Source organism: Gordonia aquimaris, assembly GCF_026262595.1.
Classification (GTDB): Bacteria; Actinomycetota; Actinomycetes; order Mycobacteriales; family Mycobacteriaceae; genus Gordonia; species Gordonia tangerina.
The window spans coordinates 1-18,652 of the sequence record NZ_JAPKFM010000031.1 but is presented as its reverse complement, the minus strand read 5'-3'; the positions used below and the strand labels follow the sequence as shown (position 1 = coordinate 18,652).

Below are 18,652 nucleotides of genomic sequence, written 5' to 3'. Positions count from 1 at the left end.
GTCGGTTTGCGTTGGGGGGATACGCGCGCTGGCTTGGCGGCTGGTGGGTTACTCGATCAGCGGTGGTGGTCGGACCGACTCTCAGCTCAGTAGCCGCAGGGCGGTGAGTGCGTAGGCCCGGGCGGCGGTCTCCAGGTCGGCGATCGCCACCGATTCGTCGGGTTGATGTGCCTCGCTGTGGATTTCGCCCGGTCCGCAGACGATGGCCGGGATGCCCAGATCGCGGCTGACAAAGCCGCCATCGCAGGCGGCGCTCCAGCCGCCGACCGAGGTGGTGCCACCGGCATCGGTGATGGCGCCAACGGTGGTACCGACCAGCGCGTGTGATTCGTCGGTGGCGAATCCCGGCATCTCCATGGTGACCCGAACATCCACCGACACTCCGTCGGTATCGATGTGGGCCGCCGAGATCGCCCGGCGCAGTTGAGCGGCGATGCTCTGGGCATCCTCGTGCGGCATCAGCCGTCGGTCGATGCCGAGACTGCACATCGGTGCCACCACCGAGATGCCTTGGCCGCCGGCAATCGTGCCCACATTCCAGGTGCCCGAACCGAGTAGGTCGTCAGACGTCATCGCCAGCTGATCATGATCAAAACGGATCAGATCGATGATGGACGCGGCCGCATTGATGGCGCTGCGTCCGTCGGCCGGACGCCCGGAATGAGCTGCACGCCCGGTGATGTCGATCTCCAGGTAGGAGGCGCCACGGCACCCCCGGACCACTTCGAGGTCGGTGGGTTCGGCCACGATGCAGCCGGCGAACTGGTGATCGGGTTGCTGAGCGACGAAATCGCGCACACCGATCCCGTGCTCCTCCTCGTCGACCGTGCACACCAGCCGGACAGGTCCGGTCAGTTCGGCACCATAGGCGCCGGCATGTGACAGCGCCTGCATGGCGACCACGGCCGCCGCCAACCCACCTTTCATGTCGGTGGCGCCACGCCCGTACAACCGGCCGTCGGCATAGCGCGCGCGGTACGGGTCCGCCGACCAGCCCGGGCCGGCGGGCACCACATCGGAGTGTCCCAGCAACATCAACCCCGGTCCGTCACCGGCGGCCATGGTGGCCACCAGATTCGGTCGCCCCGGCTCCACTTCTCGCGTCGCGACCGAGAAACCCGCGCTGCGGCAGGCCTTCTCGAGCACCTCGACCGCTGCGGCCTCGGTGCCGCCGGGATTCTCACTGGATGCCTCGACGAGACTCGCCGTCAGCATGGCGACGGTATCGGCGTTGATGTGGGACAACACGCCGGACTCGGCTTCGGACAGGGACACGTCGCGACCTCCGGGAGCTCTTCTGGTCATCGAATGGATTCCGTCATCCAGTATGAGCCATCTTCTCCAGCGTGCCGGTCAGGCGGGCGATGCCCTCCTCGATCCGCTCCGGGGTACTCGAGGCGAAGCACAGCCGCATGGCGTTGCGGAACCGACCACCCGGCGACAGCGCGGGACCGGGGATGAACGCCACCCCGTCGGCCAGCGCCTGCTCGAACAACTCGCGGGTGTCGATCTCGGCGAACTCCTCACGCAGGGTGACCCAGAGGAAGAAGCCGCCGTCCGGGTTGGTGGTGACCACCCGATCGCCGAGATGTCGAGCGATGGAGTCCAGCATGGCCTCCTTGCGTTCCCGGTAGAGCTTGCGGATTCCGGCGAGATGATCCTCCAGGCCGCCGCGGGCGATGTACTCGGCCACGATGTGCTGGTTCGGCACATTCGTGCAGGTGTCCATCGCCTGCTTGCCGTTGATGAGCAGTTGGCGCAACGACGCGTCGGCGTCGACCCAGCCGACCCGCCAGCCCGGCGCGAGGATCTTGGAGAACGTCCGCACCGAGAAGATCAGTGGGTCCTTGGGGCTCAGCGTCTGGAACGTGGGCAGGTCCTCGCCGGCGAAACGCAGCAGGCCGTACGGGTCGTCGTCGATGATCACCGCACCCCACTTGTGGGCCAGGCGCAGCAGTTCGCGTCGGCGCTCCTCGGACAGGGTCACACCCGACGGGTTCTGGAAGGTGGGGATCGTGTAGATCGCCTTGGGCGTCTGATGGGTGTGGGAGACGAGATCCTCGAGGGTGTCGACCTGCATGCCGTCCTCGTCGGTCGGGACCTCGAGCAGCTGCGCACCGTAGGAGAGGGCGGTGGCGCTGCCGTTGGTGTACGTGGGTGACTCCACGATCACCAGATCGCCCGGATCGACGAACAGCTTGCAGGCCAGATCGAGGCCCTGCATGCCGCCGGTGGTGATGACCAGCCGGTCGAGGCTGGACGGATCCGGGGTGGTGGCCAGGTAGTCGACCAGCAGTTGTAGCAGGCGCGGTTCACCCTCGGTGGCGCCGTAGGTGAACGACGAGTTGTCGAGGATCTCCCCGGCGATCTGCCGGAACTCGTCGGCCGGTACCGCTTCGTCGGCGGGTGAGCCCATCGCGAAGCGCACGATGTCGTGGGTCTGGGCCGCCAGCAGCGACGTGGACGAGTCGATCATCGAGCCGACCAGATCTTTGGCCCGGCCCGCCAGCGGCAGGGTGGGACCGGAATGGCGCAGGTTGTGGGTGTCGGCGGTGGCGGTCATCGGTTCACCTCTCTCGGCGTGGTTGGGGCCCTTCGTGACGCTCGGCTAGCGCCTCGCTCCTCAGGGGGCGGGGGGTGACGCTCGGCCGTCAGGGATCGGGGCTTCATTTTCGGATCAGCTCCCGCGGGAAACTCGTGAACGTCTCCACTCCGGTGGGGCTGACCCGCACCGATTCGGAGAGTTCGAAACCGTAGTCGTCCATCCACATTCCGCACACGATGTGGAAGGTCATGTTGGTCTCCAGGATCGTCTCGTCCTCAGTGCGGATGCTGATGGTGCGCTCGCCCCAGTCGGGCGGGTATCCGATACCGATCGAATAGCCCAGGCGGGATGGCTTTTCGAGCCCGTACTTGGCCAGCGTCCAGTTCCAGGTGGACGCCAGTTCGCGAGTGGCGACGCCCGGACGGATGGCCTCGAGGACGTTGTTGAGACCTTCCGCGGTGGCGTTGGCGACGTAGTCGAGATCTTTCGACGGTGTGCCGAGGGACACCGTGCGGGCCAAGGGACAGTGATATCGGTTGTGGGCGCCGGTGAGTTCGATGACGACCGCCTCGTCGTCGGTGAACGTGCCCTGATGCCAGGTGAGATGCGGTGTGTCGGCGGCGGCCCCGGTCGGCATCATCGGCACGATCGCCGGATAGTCACCGCCGAAGTCCGATGTCCCGGTGATCTGCGCCTGCGAGATCGCCGCAGCTGCATCGCATTGGCGAACACCGACGTCGATGGTCTCGATGGCTGCGCGCATCGCCTCCGAACACACCATGCCGGCCTGGCGCATCAACTGGATCTCGGCGTCGGATTTCACCGACCGCACCCAGTTGACCAATTCGAAGTTGTCCACCAGTTTCCATTCCGGAATGGCGTTGTACAGGGCCCGGTAGGCCTTGGGAGAGAAGAAGTGCGAATCCATCTCCAACCCCACCGACCCGGCCCGCGACGCCGGTGCGATCTGGTGGCGCTGGCGCAACGCCCATGCCACCCAGTCGAATGCGTGGACGTGCGGACGGTGCACGTAGCTCTCCGGGTAGCCGACAATCTGATCCTCGGGTAGCCATGAAGTCCGGTGTGCGCCGTGCGCATCCATCTCCCGGGCGAAGAACACCATCTCGCCCTCGATCGGCACGAAGAGCATCTGTGGGGTGTAGAACGACCACGCGTTGTACCCGATGAGATAGAAGATGTTGGCGGGGTCGGTGACGATGATCGCCGAGAGGCCCTGCCGGTCCATGAGTTCGCGGACACGGGTCAGGCGCTGCTCGTACTCGCTGTCGGTGAACAGCTGAGCGCCGAGGTACATCCGTGGTCTCCTGTCGGGTCGTCCCGGCCGATGGTGCGGCCGGTGAATACTGGTGTGTCAGCGGGCGATAGGCCGCGAGACATACTTTATGTCGAGAAACTCCTCGATGCCGAGTCGACCGCCCTCACGGCCGAGGCCGGACTGTTTGATGCCGCCGAACGGTGCCGCCGGATTGGAGACCAGGCCGGTGTTGACACCCACCATGCCGACCTGCAGATCCGTCGACAACCGGTCGGCTCGGTCGATGTCCTGGGTGTAGAGGTAACCGACCAGGCCCCACGGGGTGTCGTTGGCCAACCGCAGCACCTCGTCGTCATCGGACTTCGCGTCACCGCCGGCGGTGCCGAACGGGATGATCGCTGCCACCGGGCCGAAGATCTCGGTGTGCATGAGGTCGGCGGCCGGATCCACATCGGTCAGCACGGTGGGCGGATAGAAATGCCCGGGTCCATCCGGTCGCTCACCGCCGCAGACGATGCGGGCGCCACGCTCGAGTGCGTCGTCGACGAGGGTGGTGACCTTGTCGGTGGCCTTCTGCTCGACGAGCGGACCCACCTGGGTGCCGTCGGCGGCGCCGTCGCCGACGACGAGCCCGCCCATACGTGCCGACAGTTTGTCGGTGAAGGCGTCGAGCACGTCGCGGTGCACAAAGATCCGATTGGCCGCGGTGCAGGCCTGGCCCATGTTGCGCATCTTGGCCACCATCACGCCGTCGATGGCCCGGTCGACGTCGGCGTCGGCGCACACGATGAACGGGGCGTTGCCGCCGAGTTCCATCGACGTGCGCATCACCGTGCCCGCGGCCTGGCCCAGCAGGATCTTGCCGACCTCGGTGGACCCGGTGAAGCTGACCTTGCGGGCATCGCCCGACGTCATCCATTCACCCACCACGGCACCGGGATCGGTGGTGGTCACCACATTGAGGACACCGTCGGGTAGGCCGGCCTCGCGCAGAATGTCGGTGAGCAGCAACGCGGTCAGTGGCGTCAGCTCGGCCGGTTTGAACACCATCGTGCAGCCCGCCGCGACGGCCGGACCGATCTTGCGGGTTCCCATGGCGAGGGGGAAGTTCCAGGGGGTGATCAGGATGCACGGGCCGACGGGCTGTTTGCTGACCACGACCCGGTTGTTGCCGTCGCCGGTGACGGTGTGGTCGCCGCCGATGCGCACGGCTTCTTCGGCGAACCAGCGGAAGAACTCGGCGCCGTAGGCGACCTCGCCCTTGGCCTCGGCCAGTGGTTTGCCCATCTCGGCGGTCATCACCGCGGCGATCTCGTCGACGCGATCCATGATGATCTGATAAGCGCGATAAAGGATCTCGCTGCGGGAGCGCGGTGAGGTCGCTGCCCAATCGGCCTGGTGTGCGGCGGCGGCTGCCAGGGCCAGACGCGCGTCGTCGGCGGAACCGTCGGCGACCACCGTCAGCGGCGCACCGGTGGCGGGATTCTCCACCGTGAAGGTGGCACCCGAGGCGGTGGGTCGCCATTGGCCGTCGATGAACAGGTCGGTGTGCAGGCGCGCGATGGCCTGCGCGGCGTCCGTGGTGGGGATGGTGGCCGTCATGGTCACGCTCCTTCCTGGTTGTCGGGTGCTGTCGATGAGGGATCGGATTCCGTCGACGGATATCGGGGTTCTGTCGGCGCTGCGGGAGGTTCGCTCGGCGCGTTCTGGGGTTCTGTCGGCGCGCGGGGAGGTGCGGGGGAGCGGGTGAGGAGTTCGGCGAGATGAAGTCCGGTGGAACGAATCTCTGGGTCGGTGGCGGATAGGTGGTCCACCGACATCGCACAACTGAACCCGTCGGTGATCACCGGGCGATCGGGTGCCGAACGCAACGCGGGTGCCAGGGCGTTCTCGGCGACCGCGACACTCACCTCGTAGTGCCCACGCTCGAATCCGAAGTTCCCGGCGACGCCGCAGCATCCGTCGGAGGTGTGCACCTGCACGCCGAGTGATTCCAGCACCGTCGCGCCGGTGCGCGCGCCGAACACCGCGTACTCGTGGCAATGCGTCTGCAGCGTCACCGATTCGGGTAGTCCGCTCGGCGTCCACCCCTGCTCGATGAGCGTCGGGAGATAGTCGGCGAAGCTGTGCACCCGCTTCGACACCCGTCGCGCCGCATCGGTGTGGACGAGTTCCGGGAGGTCCTTGCGTAGCGCTGCGGCGCAACTGGGTTCGGGTAGCACGATCGGCCGATCGGTGCCGTCGTCGAGAGCGTCGGCAGTGCGCGTCAACACTTTTCGCGCGTGCTTGAGCTGCCCGGTGGAGATCCAGGTGAGGGCACAGCAGTTGTCCGCGTGGCAGCCGACCTGTGCGCCGGTGGCACCGAGGACGTCGGCGGCGGCCGTGGCGACCTGCGGCCGGAATGCCTGCGTGAACGAATCGATGAACAAGATGACGTCGGAGGTGGAACCGACCTCGGGCAGCGCGCCCAGATGACGCCGCCGATCGCGTCGACGTGCGAAGCAGGGCATGCTGCGGCGCGGGTCGAGTCCCCCGGCCCGGGCGGCCACGCGGCGCAGCGGACTGCGCAGGCTCGCATTGATCATCGGTGCCAGCGCACCGGCGACGCCCAGCCAGGCCGGCATCCAACCCAGGGAGTAGTGCGACAGTGGTCGCCGACGCCCGGCGTAGTGATGGTGGAGGAACTCCGACTTGTAGGTCGCCATGTCGACACCGGTGGGACAGTCGGTGGAGCACGCCTTGCACGACAGGCACAGGTCGAGGGCATCGGCGACATCGGTGGACTGCCAGCCGGATTCGACGTCGGGGGCGGTGCGCACCATGTCCTGCAGCACTCGCGCACGGCCGCGCGTGGAGTCCTTCTCGTCGCGGGTGGCGCGATAGCTGGGGCACATCACGCCGCCCGACGACGCGCGGCACCGCCCGACCCCGATACAGCCCTGGACGGCGTGCACGAACGGGTCGAGCCCCGGGTCGGTCCCGACGCCACTGCTCGGGGCAGCCTGTGTGGGATCGGGGGTGCCGAGATCGAACATGGTCGACCAGGTGCGGGCCGGGACGTCGGCGAGCGCGAGGTCGGCGGTGATCGGCGGCGGATCGACGATGGAGCCGGGGTTGAGCGTGCCGGTGGGATCCCAGATCCGCTTGAATTCCGCGAAGGCGCTGAGCATGGCGGGGGAGTACATCACCGGGAGAAGAGCCGATCGTGCCCGGCCGTCGCCGTGTTCACCGGACAGCGAACCGCCATGGGCCACAACGAGATGAGCGGCGTCGTTGCAGAACCTGTCCATGGTCGCCCGGCCGTCGGCGGTGCGCAGATCGAAGGTGATGCGTACGTGCATGCACCCGGCGCCGAAGTGCCCGTACATCACCCCGGTGAGCCCGTGCCGATCGAGAAGGCCGGTGAAGTCGTCGAGATAGTCGGCCAGTCGGTCCGGGGCGACCGCGGCATCCTCCCAGCCGGGCCAGGACTCGTAACCGCTGTCGACGTTGTCGTCATCGGGGTCGGCCAGGCGTGACGAGAGTCCCGCACCGTCCTCGCGGACCCGCCAGAGGGTCTTGCGGGTCACTGGATCGGGCACCGTGGTGCCGGCGATCATCCGCCCGCCGGCCCGGAGCTCATCGAGCAGTCGCTTCGCGGTGGCCGCCACGTTGGTCTCGGATTTCTGTGCGGCGCTGTGCTCGTCGAGGTCGATGAACAGCCAGGCGGTGCACTCGCGGTCGGAGATGCCGGGCAACGCGCTCACCGTGTCGCGACCACGGCGGGCGGCCATCGTCGCGACGATCTTGCGGTCGATGCCCTCCACCGCCGACGGTGCGTACGGCAGGATGGCGGGCACATCGCGGGCGGCGTCGCTGACGCTGGGGTAGCCGACGCACAGCAACAGTGGACTGGTGGCGACCGGCACCAGCCGTACCCGGGCGGCCACCACCAGTGCGCAGGTGCCCTCGCTGCCAACCAGGGCGCGAGCTATGTCGAAACCGTTCTCCGGCAGCATCTTCGACAGGTGGTATCCCGACACCTGCCGCGGGATGGTCTCCAGGTCGGTGCGCAGGATGGCGAGGTTGCGGGTTGTGAGATCGCGCAGCTGCTCGGTGAGATCGACCGCACGTGCCGCGGCTTCGGCATCGTCCGGATCGGTGGCATGGATGCCGGTGCGGGTTGCGGTGAGCCGCAGCCCGTCGGCGGTGACGAGGTAGAGCTCCTCGACATGATCGGTGGTACGGCCGTGCCGGACTGAGTGGTTGCCGCACGCATCGTTGCCGATGGCGCCGCCGAGAGTCGCACGTGACGCCGACGATGGGTCGGGTGCGAACGTCAGCCGACCGTCGGTGGCCGCCTTGGCCTGTGCGGCCAGTGACGTGAGGACGATGCCGCTCTCGGCGACGGCGGTGCCCGATGCGGCGTCGACGGCGCGCAACCGATCCATGTGCCGGGAGAGGTCGATGACGACGCCGGTGCCGATGGCGTTGCCGCCCATCGACGTCCCGCCGCCACGCGCGATGAGCGGGATGCCGTGCGCGTGGCAGTACGCTGCGGTACGCGCGACGTCGACGTCGGTGTGCGGAAAAACCACCGCAATCGGACGAATCCGGTAATTGGAAGCGTCGTAGGAGTATTCGGCACGTCGGCGGGAGGACGCATCGACCTCGAGACCGAGCGCGGCGAGTTCACCGGAGACGTCTACATCTCCGGTGGGTGCCGGCCCCCTGGTGCTGACATCGGTCATCTCTGTCCGAGCGTATCGTCTGCGAACACATCGGACAGCGTTGCGGCGAATCGTTCCAGTCCCAGGGCGATCTCGTCCTCGGTCACCACCAGCGCCGGGATCAGGCGCACCACGTTGCCGGCGGGCCCGCAGGTGAGAGTGAGTAGGCCGTGCCGGGTGGTGGCCTGCTGAACCGCCGCGGCGGCCGCGGCATCGGGCACCGGCACGTCGGCGGCGTCTGTCTTGACGAACTCGATTCCGGCCATCAGGCCAAGCCCCCGGACATCGCCGATCGCGTCGAAGCGCCCGGCGATCTCCTGCAGCCCGGTGAGCAGTTGCTCGCCCCGGACTTGGGCGTTCTCCACCAGATTCTCGTCGCGGATGACGTCGATGGTGGCCACGGCGGCGGCCGCGGCGACGGCGTTGCCGCCGTAGGTGCCGCCCTGCGACCCCGGCCACGCCTTGCTCATCAGTTCGGTGGAGGCGGCGATGGCCGAGATGGGAAAGCCCGAGGCCAGGCCCTTGGCGGTGATGAGGATGTCGGGAGTCAGATCCGATGCGTGCTGATGTCCCCAGAACTTGCCGGTGCGGCCGAAGCCGGCTTGTACCTCGTCGAGGATGAACAGGATGCCGTGGCGATCCGCGCGTTCACGCAGACCCTCCAGGAATCGCGGTGGGGTCGGCAGGTAGCCACCATCGCCGAGGACCGGTTCGATGAGGAACGCGGCGGTGTCGTTGGGTGCGACGCGTGACTGCAGCAGGTAGTCGAGTTCGCGCAGCGCGAAGTCGACGGCGGCGTCGGTGCCCCAGCCGTAGCGGTAGGCATACGGGAACGGTGACATGTGCACGCCGGACATGAGCGGTGAGAACCCGGCCGAGAAGCGGGTGCCCGCTGTCGTGAGGCTGGCCGCGGCGACGGTGCGGCCGTGGAAACCGCCCTGGAAGACGATGATGTTGGGTCGGGCGGTGGCCATCCGGGCCAACCGGATGGCGGCCTCGACGGCCTCCGATCCGGAGTTGGCGTAGAAGACCGAATCGAGACCCAGGGGTAGCACGCCACCGAGCTTTTCGGTCAGTTCGAGCAGCGGCTGATGCATCACCGTCGTGTACTGGGCATGGATGATCTTGGTGCACTGCTCCTGCGCTGCGGCGACCACGCGCGGGTGGCAGTGACCGGTACTGGTGACGCCGATACCGGTGGTGAAGTCGAGGTAGTCGTTGCCGTCGGTTCCGCGGATCCACGAGCCCTGCGCATGGTCGACGACAACGGGCGTGGCCTGCTTGAGCGCGGGACTCAGCGACGCGGTTTGGGCGGTGTTCATGGCTTCGGCAGTGACGGTCATGCGTACACGGTGACGGTCGATCGTCGGATTGTCAACAATTAGACATCGTCCCTGGTCCGGCGCGTGCAGAGGAGGGTTTCCGGCCGCAGTTCCGGATTCCGGCTTGGCGTCCGAACTGCGGCCAGAACCCATAGGTGCGGCCAGAACCGCGGCGCCTGGTTACGGTGAGGCGTGGCCACACAACGACCGACCATCGCGATCCTCGGGGCCGACGGCGTCCCGGAGCCCGCCAACCTCGATGAGATCTCGGAGCTCGCCACCATCCGACCCTGCACCGCGCAGACCTTGCCCGCGGCGCTGACCGGAGCCGATGTGCTGCTCGTGTGGGACTTCTTTTCCCGTGCGCTGAAGGACAATTGGGGTCCCGCGACCGCCGATCTCCGTTGGGTGCACGTATGCGCCGCCGGCGTCGACTCGCTGTTGTTCGACGATCTGCGTCGCTCTGACATCGTCGTCACCAACGCCGCCGGTGTTTTCGATCAACCCATCGCGGAGTTCGTACTGGCCTCGATCTTCGCCCACCACAAGGAGTTACACACCTCCAAGCGGTACCAGCGCGAGCGCGTGTGGCGGCATCGGGAGACCACGCGTACCGAGGGGACGTCGGCGCTTGTCATCGGCACCGGTGGGATCGGGCGCGCCACCGCCCGGTTGCTGCGGGCCGCGGGCATCCGGGTCACCGGGGCTGGTCGTACCGCCCGCACCGACGACCCCGACTTCGGCGCAGTTGTCGAGACCGCGCAGCTCGCCGACCATGTCGGTGACGTGGACACGGTCGTGGCCATCGCCCCGTTGACCCCGCAGACCGAGCGGATGATCGACGCCGCCGTGCTGACCGCGATGCGACCTGACGCACACCTCATCAACGTCGGGCGCGGTCAGCTTGTCGACGAACCGGCCTTGATCGACGCACTGCGGTCCGGCGACATCGGTGCGGCCTCGCTCGACGTGTTCACCGACGAACCGCTCGACCCGTCGAGCCCGCTGTGGGCGATGGAGAACGTCGCCATCTCCCCGCACATGAGCGGTGACGTCGTCGGATGGCGCGACGTACTCGCCGAACAGTTCCTCACGAACCTGCGGCGCTACCTCGATGCGTCCGTACCGTTGGCCACGGTGCTCGGCAACGTCGTCGACAAGGACCGGGGTTATGTCGCCGGCGCTACACGCACCGGCGGCGATAGTAGGCTGTAGCGCGATGACCATCGTGTATTTCGTGATCGCCGTGTTGGCACTCGCCGGTGCGGTCGCCCTGTTGTGGCTCGACCGGCAGCGTTCGAGTGCTGTGCGGCATCGGCGAGCGGTCTGGGGGGACCAGCACGAGTTCAAGTTCCGTGAAACGGACACCAAGCTGCGCAAGGTCTTTCACCGCGCGACGATGAACGTGCCCGACCGTGTGGCAGTGCAGGACGTCGCATACGGGCACTACGCCGGTACCGAGGCGGCGGTGTTCGACCTCGCCGAAACGGCCACCGTGGTCGCGGTACGGCGTTCGACCCCGTCCCCGGTCGTGATCGACCTTCGCCACGAGGACGTCCTGGCGCCGGCCGAAGAAGACGTGGAGCTGCTGGGCGCGATGGGTCCGCGTGTGATGTTCTCCAACAATCTCGACGTGGCGCGTCGTGTCTGCGATCGGCGCATGGTGGCGTTGGCCAACAACGCCCCGCCGTTCATCGAGGTGCTGTGGAACGAGGGCAACTGGGTGCTCGGCTCGATGCCGCTGACCACCGAAGACGCTCAGCTCGACACCGGGCTCGAGGTGGTCCGCAGGTTCGCTGATCTGTTGCGCGTGCTACCCCCACTGGTCGATCCGCAGGATGCCCCGGACCCCCGCGACCCGCACGGCCCCACACGCGCCGAACTGGCCGACGAGAAGACCGAGTCGATGCGCGACAAGCAGCGCCGCGCGCGGATCGAGGCCGACAAACCCGCAGCTGCTGCCGCCCCGCACCAGCCGCCCACCGCGGCGCCCGAGCCGTCGACCGCCGAGGGTGACGCGGTGTCACCCGCGCCGACACGAGCCTGGAGTCAAACTCCGGAATCGGCACCCGGACGGCGCATGCAACCGATGCCTGTGCGTCGGCCGGGACCTGACGGGCGTCGTCCCTACGACATGCCGCCGGGCGCCACCCCTCCCCCCGATCGTCCCAACCGTCACCGCAAAGGCTGATGTCGTCGGCCTCGCGGCGCGCGTCGGCGCACCCGTGACCGTCCACCACTTGCAGAAATGAGCAGCGTCATGTCTTCGTCAGCGTCCGCACCCACCGTCGACGACCGCGCCCGAACCCGCCTGGCCGAACTGGTCACCGACCTGGCCGTCGTGCACGGGCGGGTGACGTTGTCGTCGGGCAAACAAGCCGACTACTACGTGGATCTGCGGCGAGCCACGCTGCACCACGAGGCGTCGCGGCTCATCGGGCAGCTGATGCGCGAACTCACCGCCGACTGGTCGTATGACGCGGTCGGTGGCCTCACCTTGGGGGCGGACCCGGTCGCCACGTCGATCATGCACGCCGACGGCCCGGCCATCGACGCCTTCGTGGTGCGCAAGGCCACCAAGACCCACGGCATGCAACGCCGTATCGAAGGTCCCGATATCGCCGGGCGCGCTGTGCTCGTCGTCGAGGACACTTCCACCACCGGTGCCTCGCCGTCTGCTGCGGTCGAGGCCGCGCGGGAGGCCGGCGCCACGGTCATCGGAGTGGCCACCGTGGTGGACCGGGCGACCGGTGCCGACGAGGTGATTTCCGCCCTCGGGGTGCCCTACCGGTCGTTGCTCGGCTTGCCCGATCTCGGCCTCGGCTAGGCCCGAGTGGAGCGACTTACGACCGTGGAGGAAACCGGACCCACCGAGTGGCAACCGCGGTCGACGCCGTCGGTCGGAGTGGGGCCGTGGATCGCCGAACACGACGCCCCGGCCCCCACCGACGCACGCTACGACCCCGAGCTGCTCGCCGACGGCGACACCCGCAACGTGGTCGACGCCTACCGGTACTGGACGCGCGACGCCATCGTCGCCGACATCGACTCCCGGCGTCACCCCTTCCACGTGGCCATCGAGAACTTTGCCCACGATGCCAACATCGGCACCGTGGTACGCACCGCCAACGCCTTCGCGGCGGCGGCGGTGCACATCGTCGGCCGACGGCGGTGGAATCGGCGCGGCGCGATGGTCACCGATCGCTATCAGCATCTGATGCACCATGATTCGGTGGCCGAGCTGATCGACTGGGCGCGAGCCGAGGGACTCGCCGTGGTCGCCGTGGACAACACGCCGGGTGCGGTTCGCCTCGAGACGGCAGACCTGCCGCGCGACTGTGTGCTGCTGTTCGGGCAGGAGGGCCCCGGAGTCAGCGACGACGCCCAGACCCACGCCGACCTCACCGTTTCGATCGCCCAGTTCGGCTCCACCCGCAGCATCAATGCCGGTGTGGCGGCCGGGATTACGATGCACGCCTGGGTGCGTCAGCATGCCGATCTCGGGACGGCGTGGTAGGCGGCGCCGATGCGTCAGCCGCGACGCAGCAACTCGGCGACCCGGTTGGCGGAGTCGAAGGCCAGCACGCGGCCGCGCCGGGCCAGTCGTCGTGGCGCCGACGGTGGGCTCGGCGGCGTGATCGTCAACGAGTCGCCCACCCGGACCCGGCCCGACCGGATGACGTCGGCATACACGCCGAGGTAGCGGTCGGCGGTCGTGGCGACCGCACGGGTCAGACCGGCCTCCACCGGTAGGCCCACATGTGCCCGGCTGGGCACCACGCAGCGCACCGTCCGCATCACCACGCGCATGCGTGCGTCACCCAGGTCCAGGGTGGCGTCGGGCCACCGGGCCTCCGGAAGGCCGTCGGCGCCGAAGTCGCCGGCGAGTATCAGGTTCGGCCGGAACCGTCGGGGATCGAGGTGCTCGACACCCATCGCGGCGGCGATGGTGGCCACGCTCGTCTCGGTGATGATATGCACCGGACACAGATCGACGAACGTACCCGGCGGGGTGGCGTTGCGGGTCAACGTCGACAGCGCGCGGGCATTCATGTCGGAGACCTTCGGCAGCTTCTCGTCGGACGCGATACCCAGATCGCGGGCGAGCGCCCCCGGGGTCAGCGACGTCATCCGCTCGCGCCACGACAGCCGGTGCGCGCGCGGATCGTCGGGCAGGGGGATCAGGCGGACATCGCGGTCGAGTCGCGCGGACACGGCGGAATGGATCTGCGGGTCGTCGCTGTGATGCTCCGAGCCGTCGGGAGCGGTGAGGATCACCGCCGGTACCCGCCCCGGGCCCGCGTCGGGGCCGGGTGGCGCCGCGAACCGCGCGAAGAATCCCAAGACGGCGGGCAGCCGTCGAGCCGAGATGGTGGTGTCGCGTTCGACATCATGCAGGGCCCACAGCCGATCACCATGTACCCCAAGGGGTCTCAACTCGAGCGACTCGAGCGACTCGCCACCCATCGACTTCACTGGATGGCGCCACAACTCGGTGATACGACACGGTGTGCTGCTCATCGGTCCCTGCTCTCCGGCGATTGCCCGCAACTGTGCCCGCGGCGGTGGGTCGCGCCCACGGTAACCGATCGTTCACTTGCGCAACCAACGTCCGGGACGGAAGAGTGATCACCCGTGTCGACCTCGCGCCTACGCCCCGCGCTCATCTCCGTACTGACTGCTCTGACTCTCGGTCTCGGTCTCGTCTCCGGGGGAGTCGCCGCGGCCGCGCCCACCCCGGTGGCGGCGCCGGCGGCGTTCACACCCGCCCAGCTCATCGGACCGTACCCGTCGGACTATCCGCCGGGCGGGACGTACGTGCCGGTCCTGGACGGCTTCGATGTTCTGCGTGAACAGCGCCCCGACATCATCGACCAGAATCTGCGCACCGTCATCCGGATCAACAACTCGGCCACCCCGGCCCAGCAGGCCGACGCGATCGCGATCAACTACGACGATCGGTTGACCTCGTTGTCCGAAGCGCTCGGGAAGCGGCTCGGGCCGGTCTTCCGCAAGCTGCTCGCCGACGGCCGGGTGCCGAAGGTCGCCGCGCTCACCGAGGGCTACACGGCACGCGCCATGCTCCCGCTCGGCACCACCCTGATCGAGAAGGAGATCTTCGGCAACCCGCGTCCGTTCGTGGTGGCGCCCGGAAAGATCGAGCGCTACAACCGGCCGGGCGAGGACCTCTACGCCGACCTCGGCGGGAACGGCTCCTATCCGTCCGGACACACCAGCATGGGTTACCTGTTCGGCGGACTGCTGGCGTACTGGCTGCCCGAACTCGGCCCGCAGATCGTCGCCCGTGCCGGCGAGATCGGGCTGGGCCGCATCGTGCTCGGAGTGCACTACCCGCTCGACGTGATGGGCGGGCGGATCATGGCCACCGATCTCGTCTCGGCTCGATTGTCCGACCCGGGCTTTCGGTCCCTCGTCGAGCAGGCGGGACGTCAGCTTCGAGCCGAACTCGAACGTGCCGTCGGTGGGTCGCTGACGCGTTTCATCGCCGCGGACACCCCGTACATGAGCACGCAGCAGGCGGTGGCCGAGCATCGGCGGATGATGACCTACGGCTTCGCCAAGACGGCGCCGGCTCAGCGCAACCAGATCCCCGCATCGGCGGCGGCCCTGCTCGCGAGCCGATTCCCGGGTCTGACCGACGCGCAGCGTCTCGACATCTTGCAGCGGACCGCGATCGACCCCGGCTATCCGCTCGACAAGTCGGGCAGCGACGGCGGGTGGCTGCGGATCGATCTGGCTGCGGCGTACGCCTACACCCCGTAGCCGCCGGCGCGGAAGCTTATGAGGTCCGCTTCTCCGGCGTCTCCACCTCGAGCGTTTCCTCGACGACCGGCTTGCGGGAACGCAGGAACCGCTTGGCGACCTCGGCGATGATCGGGACCACCGAGACGAACACGATCAGCAGGAAGATGATGTCGATGTTGTCGCGGATGAACGCGATCTGCCCGAGGAAGTATCCGAGCAGGGTGACACCGGCGCCCCACGCGATCGCGCCGACCACGTTGTAGGTGAGGAACACCGGGTAACGCATTTTGGCAGCTCCCGCGACCAGCGGGGCATAGGTGCGCACGATCGGTACGAAACGTGCCAGGAAGATCGTGATGGGCCCATGCTTTTCGAAGAACTCGTGGGCCTCGAAGATATAGCGCTCTTTGAGCACCTTCGCGTTCGGTCGGAACAGCGAGTATCCGACGCGGTTGCCGATGAGGTAGCCGACCTGGTCGCCCAGGAATGCCGCGATCGGGATCGTCACAAGCAGCACCCACAGCGGTGCGAACGGTTCGATGTCGGTGGATTTCGCGGCGACGATCAGCCCCGCGGTGAACAGCAATGAATCGCCGGGCAACAACGGGAACAGCAGCCCCGACTCGATGAACACGACCAGCAGCAGGCCGGCGAGGATCCAGGTGCCAAACGAGTTCAGCAGATTCACCGGGTCCAGAAACCCCGGCATCAAGGCGAGGTTGGTCGTGGTGGTGGCAAGGGCGGTGTCGATCACGACGAACCAATGTACTCGCGCAACCGGAGCGGAAGGTACTTCTGCGCTGGGAGTCGGCTAAGGCGTGGCTGTGACCGAAGCCTCGGCGTCGGTGGAGTAGACCTTGTGCTGGACGAGTGCCACCAACCCCACCACGACTGCACCGAGGACGAACAACCCGAGCGCACCGGGCCAGTCGTCACCGACGCCCATCAGGCCTCCCTCGTCGGTCTGCCACGGCCACAGCGCCCGTAGCGAACCCAGCAGAAGGCCGGCGGCCGCGATCATGGCGGTGGTGTGATGGTGTTCGAGCAGCCATTCGAGCACGCGCACGAAGGTCACGATGCCCAGTAGTGCGCCTAGGGCGAAAACCGACAGATACTGCAGGTCGCGGTCGTCGACAGCGGCCATGGTGGGTGCGTAGATGCCGACCACCAGCAAGAAGAACGAACCCGACACACCGGGCAAAACGAGCGCACACACGGCCACCGCCGCGGCGCAGAACACCAGGACCAGCGGCGGATCGGCGATCTCGCTGCGCGGTAGCGAGGTGAGCACGAACACGGCGACAGCCATCATGGCGAACACGGCCGCGGCGCGGCCCTTGGCGCCGCCACCGTCGAGGTCGCCGGGCCGGACCTCGAGGAACGGGATCGCGACCGAGGCGGCGATCATGCCCATGAACAGCGCCTTGGAGTAGACGGGCTGCTCTGTGACGAACGTCTCCATCACGCCGGCGATGGAGAAGACGGCGATGAGCATGCCAATCGCGACCGGGATGAGCAACCACCAGTCGACTTGGCGGATCTGGGCCCGCCAGTCCGAGCGCAGGACCACCGCCCGCGGGACGTCGGTGAGGTGTTTGGCCGATGCGATCAGCCGGCTGTAGATGCCGGTGACCAGTGCGACCGTTCCGCCGGAGACACCGGGCACGGTCTCGGCCAGTCCCATCAGACCGCCGCGCACCACGTTGGCGACGGTGACACCGGCCGACGGACGGTGATTGTCGGGAGATGGACGATCCTGCGGTACCCGTTTCTCCTTTGACGACGACACGGTTGCCATCGTAACGGTCAAACCGGGCGGGCCGAGCGTCGGCGGAACCGGGCCCGCGGGTCCACCTGCAGCCGCAACAGCGCGCCGCGCACCTGCCATACTGAGACGCGATGGCAGCTCGCGCCTGCGAGAACCCTACGTTCGAAGGATTTCGTCGATGCCCATTGCAACTCCAGAGCAGTACGCAGAGATGTTCGACAAGGCCAAGAAGGGGGGCTACGCGTTCCCCGCGATCAACTGCACGTCGTCGTCGACGATCAACGCAGCCATCAAGGGTTTCGCCGATGCCGGCAGTGACGGCATCATCCAGTTCTCCACCGGTGGTGCGGAATTCGGTTCCGGCCTCGGTGTGAAGGATATGGTCACCGGCGCGGTGGCGCTCGCCGAGTTCGCCCATGTGGTGGCCGCCAAGTACGACGTCACCATCGGTTTGCACACCGACCACTGCCCCAAGGACAAGCTCGACACCTACGTGCGTCCGCTGCTCGCGATCTCGCAGGAGCGCGTCGACGCCGGGAAGAACCCGCTGTTCCAGTCACACATGTGGGATGGCAGCGCCGTGCCGCTCGACGAGAACCTGGAGATCGCGAAAGATCTGCTCGCGAAGGCGGGCGCCGCCAACATCATCCTGGAGATCGAGATCGGCGTCGTCGGCGGTGAAGAAGACGGTGTGGAGAACGAGATCAACGACAAGCTGTTCACCACGCCCGAGGACTTCGAGAAGACCCTCGACGCGCTGGGCGCGAGCGACACCGGCAACCGGTACCTGCTCGCCGCGACCTTCGGGAACGTGCACGGCGTCTACAAGCCGGGCAACGTGAAACTGCGTCCCGACGTGCTGAACACCGGCCAAGAGGTCGGGGTCAAGAAGCTCGGTCTGGCCGAGGGCGCGAAGCCGTTCGACTTCGTCTTCCACGGCGGTTCGGGCTCGCTGAAGAGCGAGATCGAGGAGGCCCTCAGCTACGGCGTCGTGAAGATGAACGTCGACACCGACACCCAGTACGCCTACACCCGTCCGGTCGCCGGGCACATGTTCGAGAACTATGACGGCGTGCTCAAGGTCGACGGTGACGTGGGCAACAAGAAGACCTACGATCCGCGCGGCTGGTCGAAGAAGGCCGAGACCTCGATGTCGGAGCGTGTGGTGGAGGCCTGCACCGACCTCAAGTCGGTGGGTAAGTCCATCAGCGCCTGAACGACCCGCGTAACCACTCGACAGCGCCCGGTTCGCCGGGCGCTGTCGGC

General features: G+C 67.6%; 15 protein-coding genes. 6 read left to right on the top strand and 9 right to left on the bottom strand.

The window, feature by feature from the left end; genetic code table 11:
• Positions 1–81 precede the first annotated feature (81 nt).
• The 6 genes from OSB52_RS21705 to OSB52_RS21680 form a co-directional block, all read right to left on the bottom strand.
• Positions 82–1,305, bottom strand: coding sequence for a M20 family metallopeptidase (locus OSB52_RS21705; RefSeq protein WP_372512465.1), 1,224 nt, complete (start codon positions 1,303–1,305; stop codon positions 82–84).
• 13 nt (positions 1,306–1,318) lie between these two features.
• Positions 1,319–2,563 carry an aminotransferase-like domain-containing protein gene (locus OSB52_RS21700; RefSeq protein ID WP_266063475.1) on the bottom strand — a complete coding sequence of 415 codons (1,245 nt, stop codon included), beginning with the start codon at positions 2,561–2,563 and terminating at the stop codon, positions 1,319–1,321.
• A 103-nt stretch (positions 2,564–2,666) separates the two neighbouring features.
• Positions 2,667–3,860 carry a M24 family metallopeptidase gene (locus OSB52_RS21695; RefSeq protein ID WP_235724425.1) on the bottom strand — a complete coding sequence of 398 codons (1,194 nt, stop codon included), beginning with the start codon at positions 3,858–3,860 and terminating at the stop codon, positions 2,667–2,669.
• A gap of 57 nt (positions 3,861–3,917) precedes the next feature.
• A complete protein-coding gene (locus OSB52_RS21690; protein ID WP_266063474.1) occupies positions 3,918–5,423 on the bottom strand; it encodes an NAD-dependent succinate-semialdehyde dehydrogenase in 1,506 nt (501 codons plus the stop codon).
• A gap of 2 nt (positions 5,424–5,425) precedes the next feature.
• Positions 5,426–8,551 (bottom strand): FAD-binding and (Fe-S)-binding domain-containing protein, encoded by a 3,126-nt coding sequence (locus OSB52_RS21685; protein ID WP_266063473.1) that lies wholly within the window; start codon positions 8,549–8,551, stop codon positions 5,426–5,428.
• A complete protein-coding gene (locus OSB52_RS21680; RefSeq protein WP_266063472.1) occupies positions 8,548–9,873 on the bottom strand; it encodes an aspartate aminotransferase family protein in 1,326 nt (441 codons plus the stop codon). Before OSB52_RS21680 ends, OSB52_RS21685 begins: the two co-directional genes overlap by 4 nt.
• Positions 9,874–10,044: 171 nt before the next feature.
• On the opposite strand from OSB52_RS21680, the gene OSB52_RS21675 reads away from it, so the two are divergent.
• From OSB52_RS21675 to OSB52_RS21660, 4 genes are all read left to right on the top strand, one after another.
• On the top strand, positions 10,045–11,067 hold the full coding sequence (locus OSB52_RS21675; protein WP_266063471.1) for a D-2-hydroxyacid dehydrogenase: 1,023 nt from the start codon (positions 10,045–10,047) through the stop codon (positions 11,065–11,067).
• A gap of 4 nt (positions 11,068–11,071) precedes the next feature.
• Positions 11,072–12,043 (top strand): TtfA family protein, encoded by a 972-nt coding sequence (locus tag OSB52_RS21670; protein WP_266063470.1) that lies wholly within the window; start codon positions 11,072–11,074, stop codon positions 12,041–12,043.
• Positions 12,044–12,112: 69 nt separating this feature from the next.
• The gene (gene pyrE / locus OSB52_RS21665; protein ID WP_266063469.1) at positions 12,113–12,679 is read left to right on the top strand and encodes an orotate phosphoribosyltransferase; all 567 of its coding nucleotides are present in this window, start codon (positions 12,113–12,115) and stop codon (positions 12,677–12,679) included.
• Between the two features lie 24 nt (positions 12,680–12,703).
• Positions 12,704–13,369 carry a TrmH family RNA methyltransferase gene (locus tag OSB52_RS21660; protein ID WP_235724432.1) on the top strand — a complete coding sequence of 222 codons (666 nt, stop codon included), beginning with the start codon at positions 12,704–12,706 and terminating at the stop codon, positions 13,367–13,369.
• Between the two features lie 14 nt (positions 13,370–13,383).
• Here the strand turns inward: OSB52_RS21660 and OSB52_RS21655 are convergent, their stop codons facing one another.
• The gene (locus OSB52_RS21655) at positions 13,384–14,373 is read right to left on the bottom strand and encodes an MOSC domain-containing protein (RefSeq protein WP_266063468.1); all 990 of its coding nucleotides are present in this window, start codon (positions 14,371–14,373) and stop codon (positions 13,384–13,386) included.
• A 114-nt stretch (positions 14,374–14,487) separates the two neighbouring features.
• Here OSB52_RS21655 and OSB52_RS21650 point away from each other — a divergent pair, with 114 nt between their 5' ends.
• Positions 14,488–15,636: an acid phosphatase gene (locus tag OSB52_RS21650; protein ID WP_266063467.1), complete on the top strand. Its 1,149-nt coding sequence runs from the start codon at positions 14,488–14,490 to the stop codon at positions 15,634–15,636.
• 16 nt (positions 15,637–15,652) lie between these two features.
• Here OSB52_RS21650 and OSB52_RS21645 read toward each other — a convergent pair whose 3' ends face one another.
• Together OSB52_RS21645 and OSB52_RS21640 are read right to left on the bottom strand one after the other, a co-directional pair.
• Entirely contained in the window at positions 15,653–16,372 is a 720-nt protein-coding gene (locus OSB52_RS21645) for a VTT domain-containing protein (protein ID WP_266063466.1), read from the bottom strand.
• Positions 16,373–16,429: 57 nt separating this feature from the next.
• Positions 16,430–17,416, bottom strand: coding sequence for a DUF368 domain-containing protein (locus OSB52_RS21640; RefSeq protein ID WP_372512464.1), 987 nt, complete (start codon positions 17,414–17,416; stop codon positions 16,430–16,432).
• A 148-nt stretch (positions 17,417–17,564) separates the two neighbouring features.
• Between OSB52_RS21640 and fbaA the strand changes: the two genes are divergently transcribed.
• Positions 17,565–18,602 carry a class II fructose-bisphosphate aldolase gene (fbaA, locus tag OSB52_RS21635; RefSeq protein ID WP_266063464.1) on the top strand — a complete coding sequence of 346 codons (1,038 nt, stop codon included), beginning with the start codon at positions 17,565–17,567 and terminating at the stop codon, positions 18,600–18,602.
• Positions 18,603–18,652: the final 50 nt, after the last annotated feature.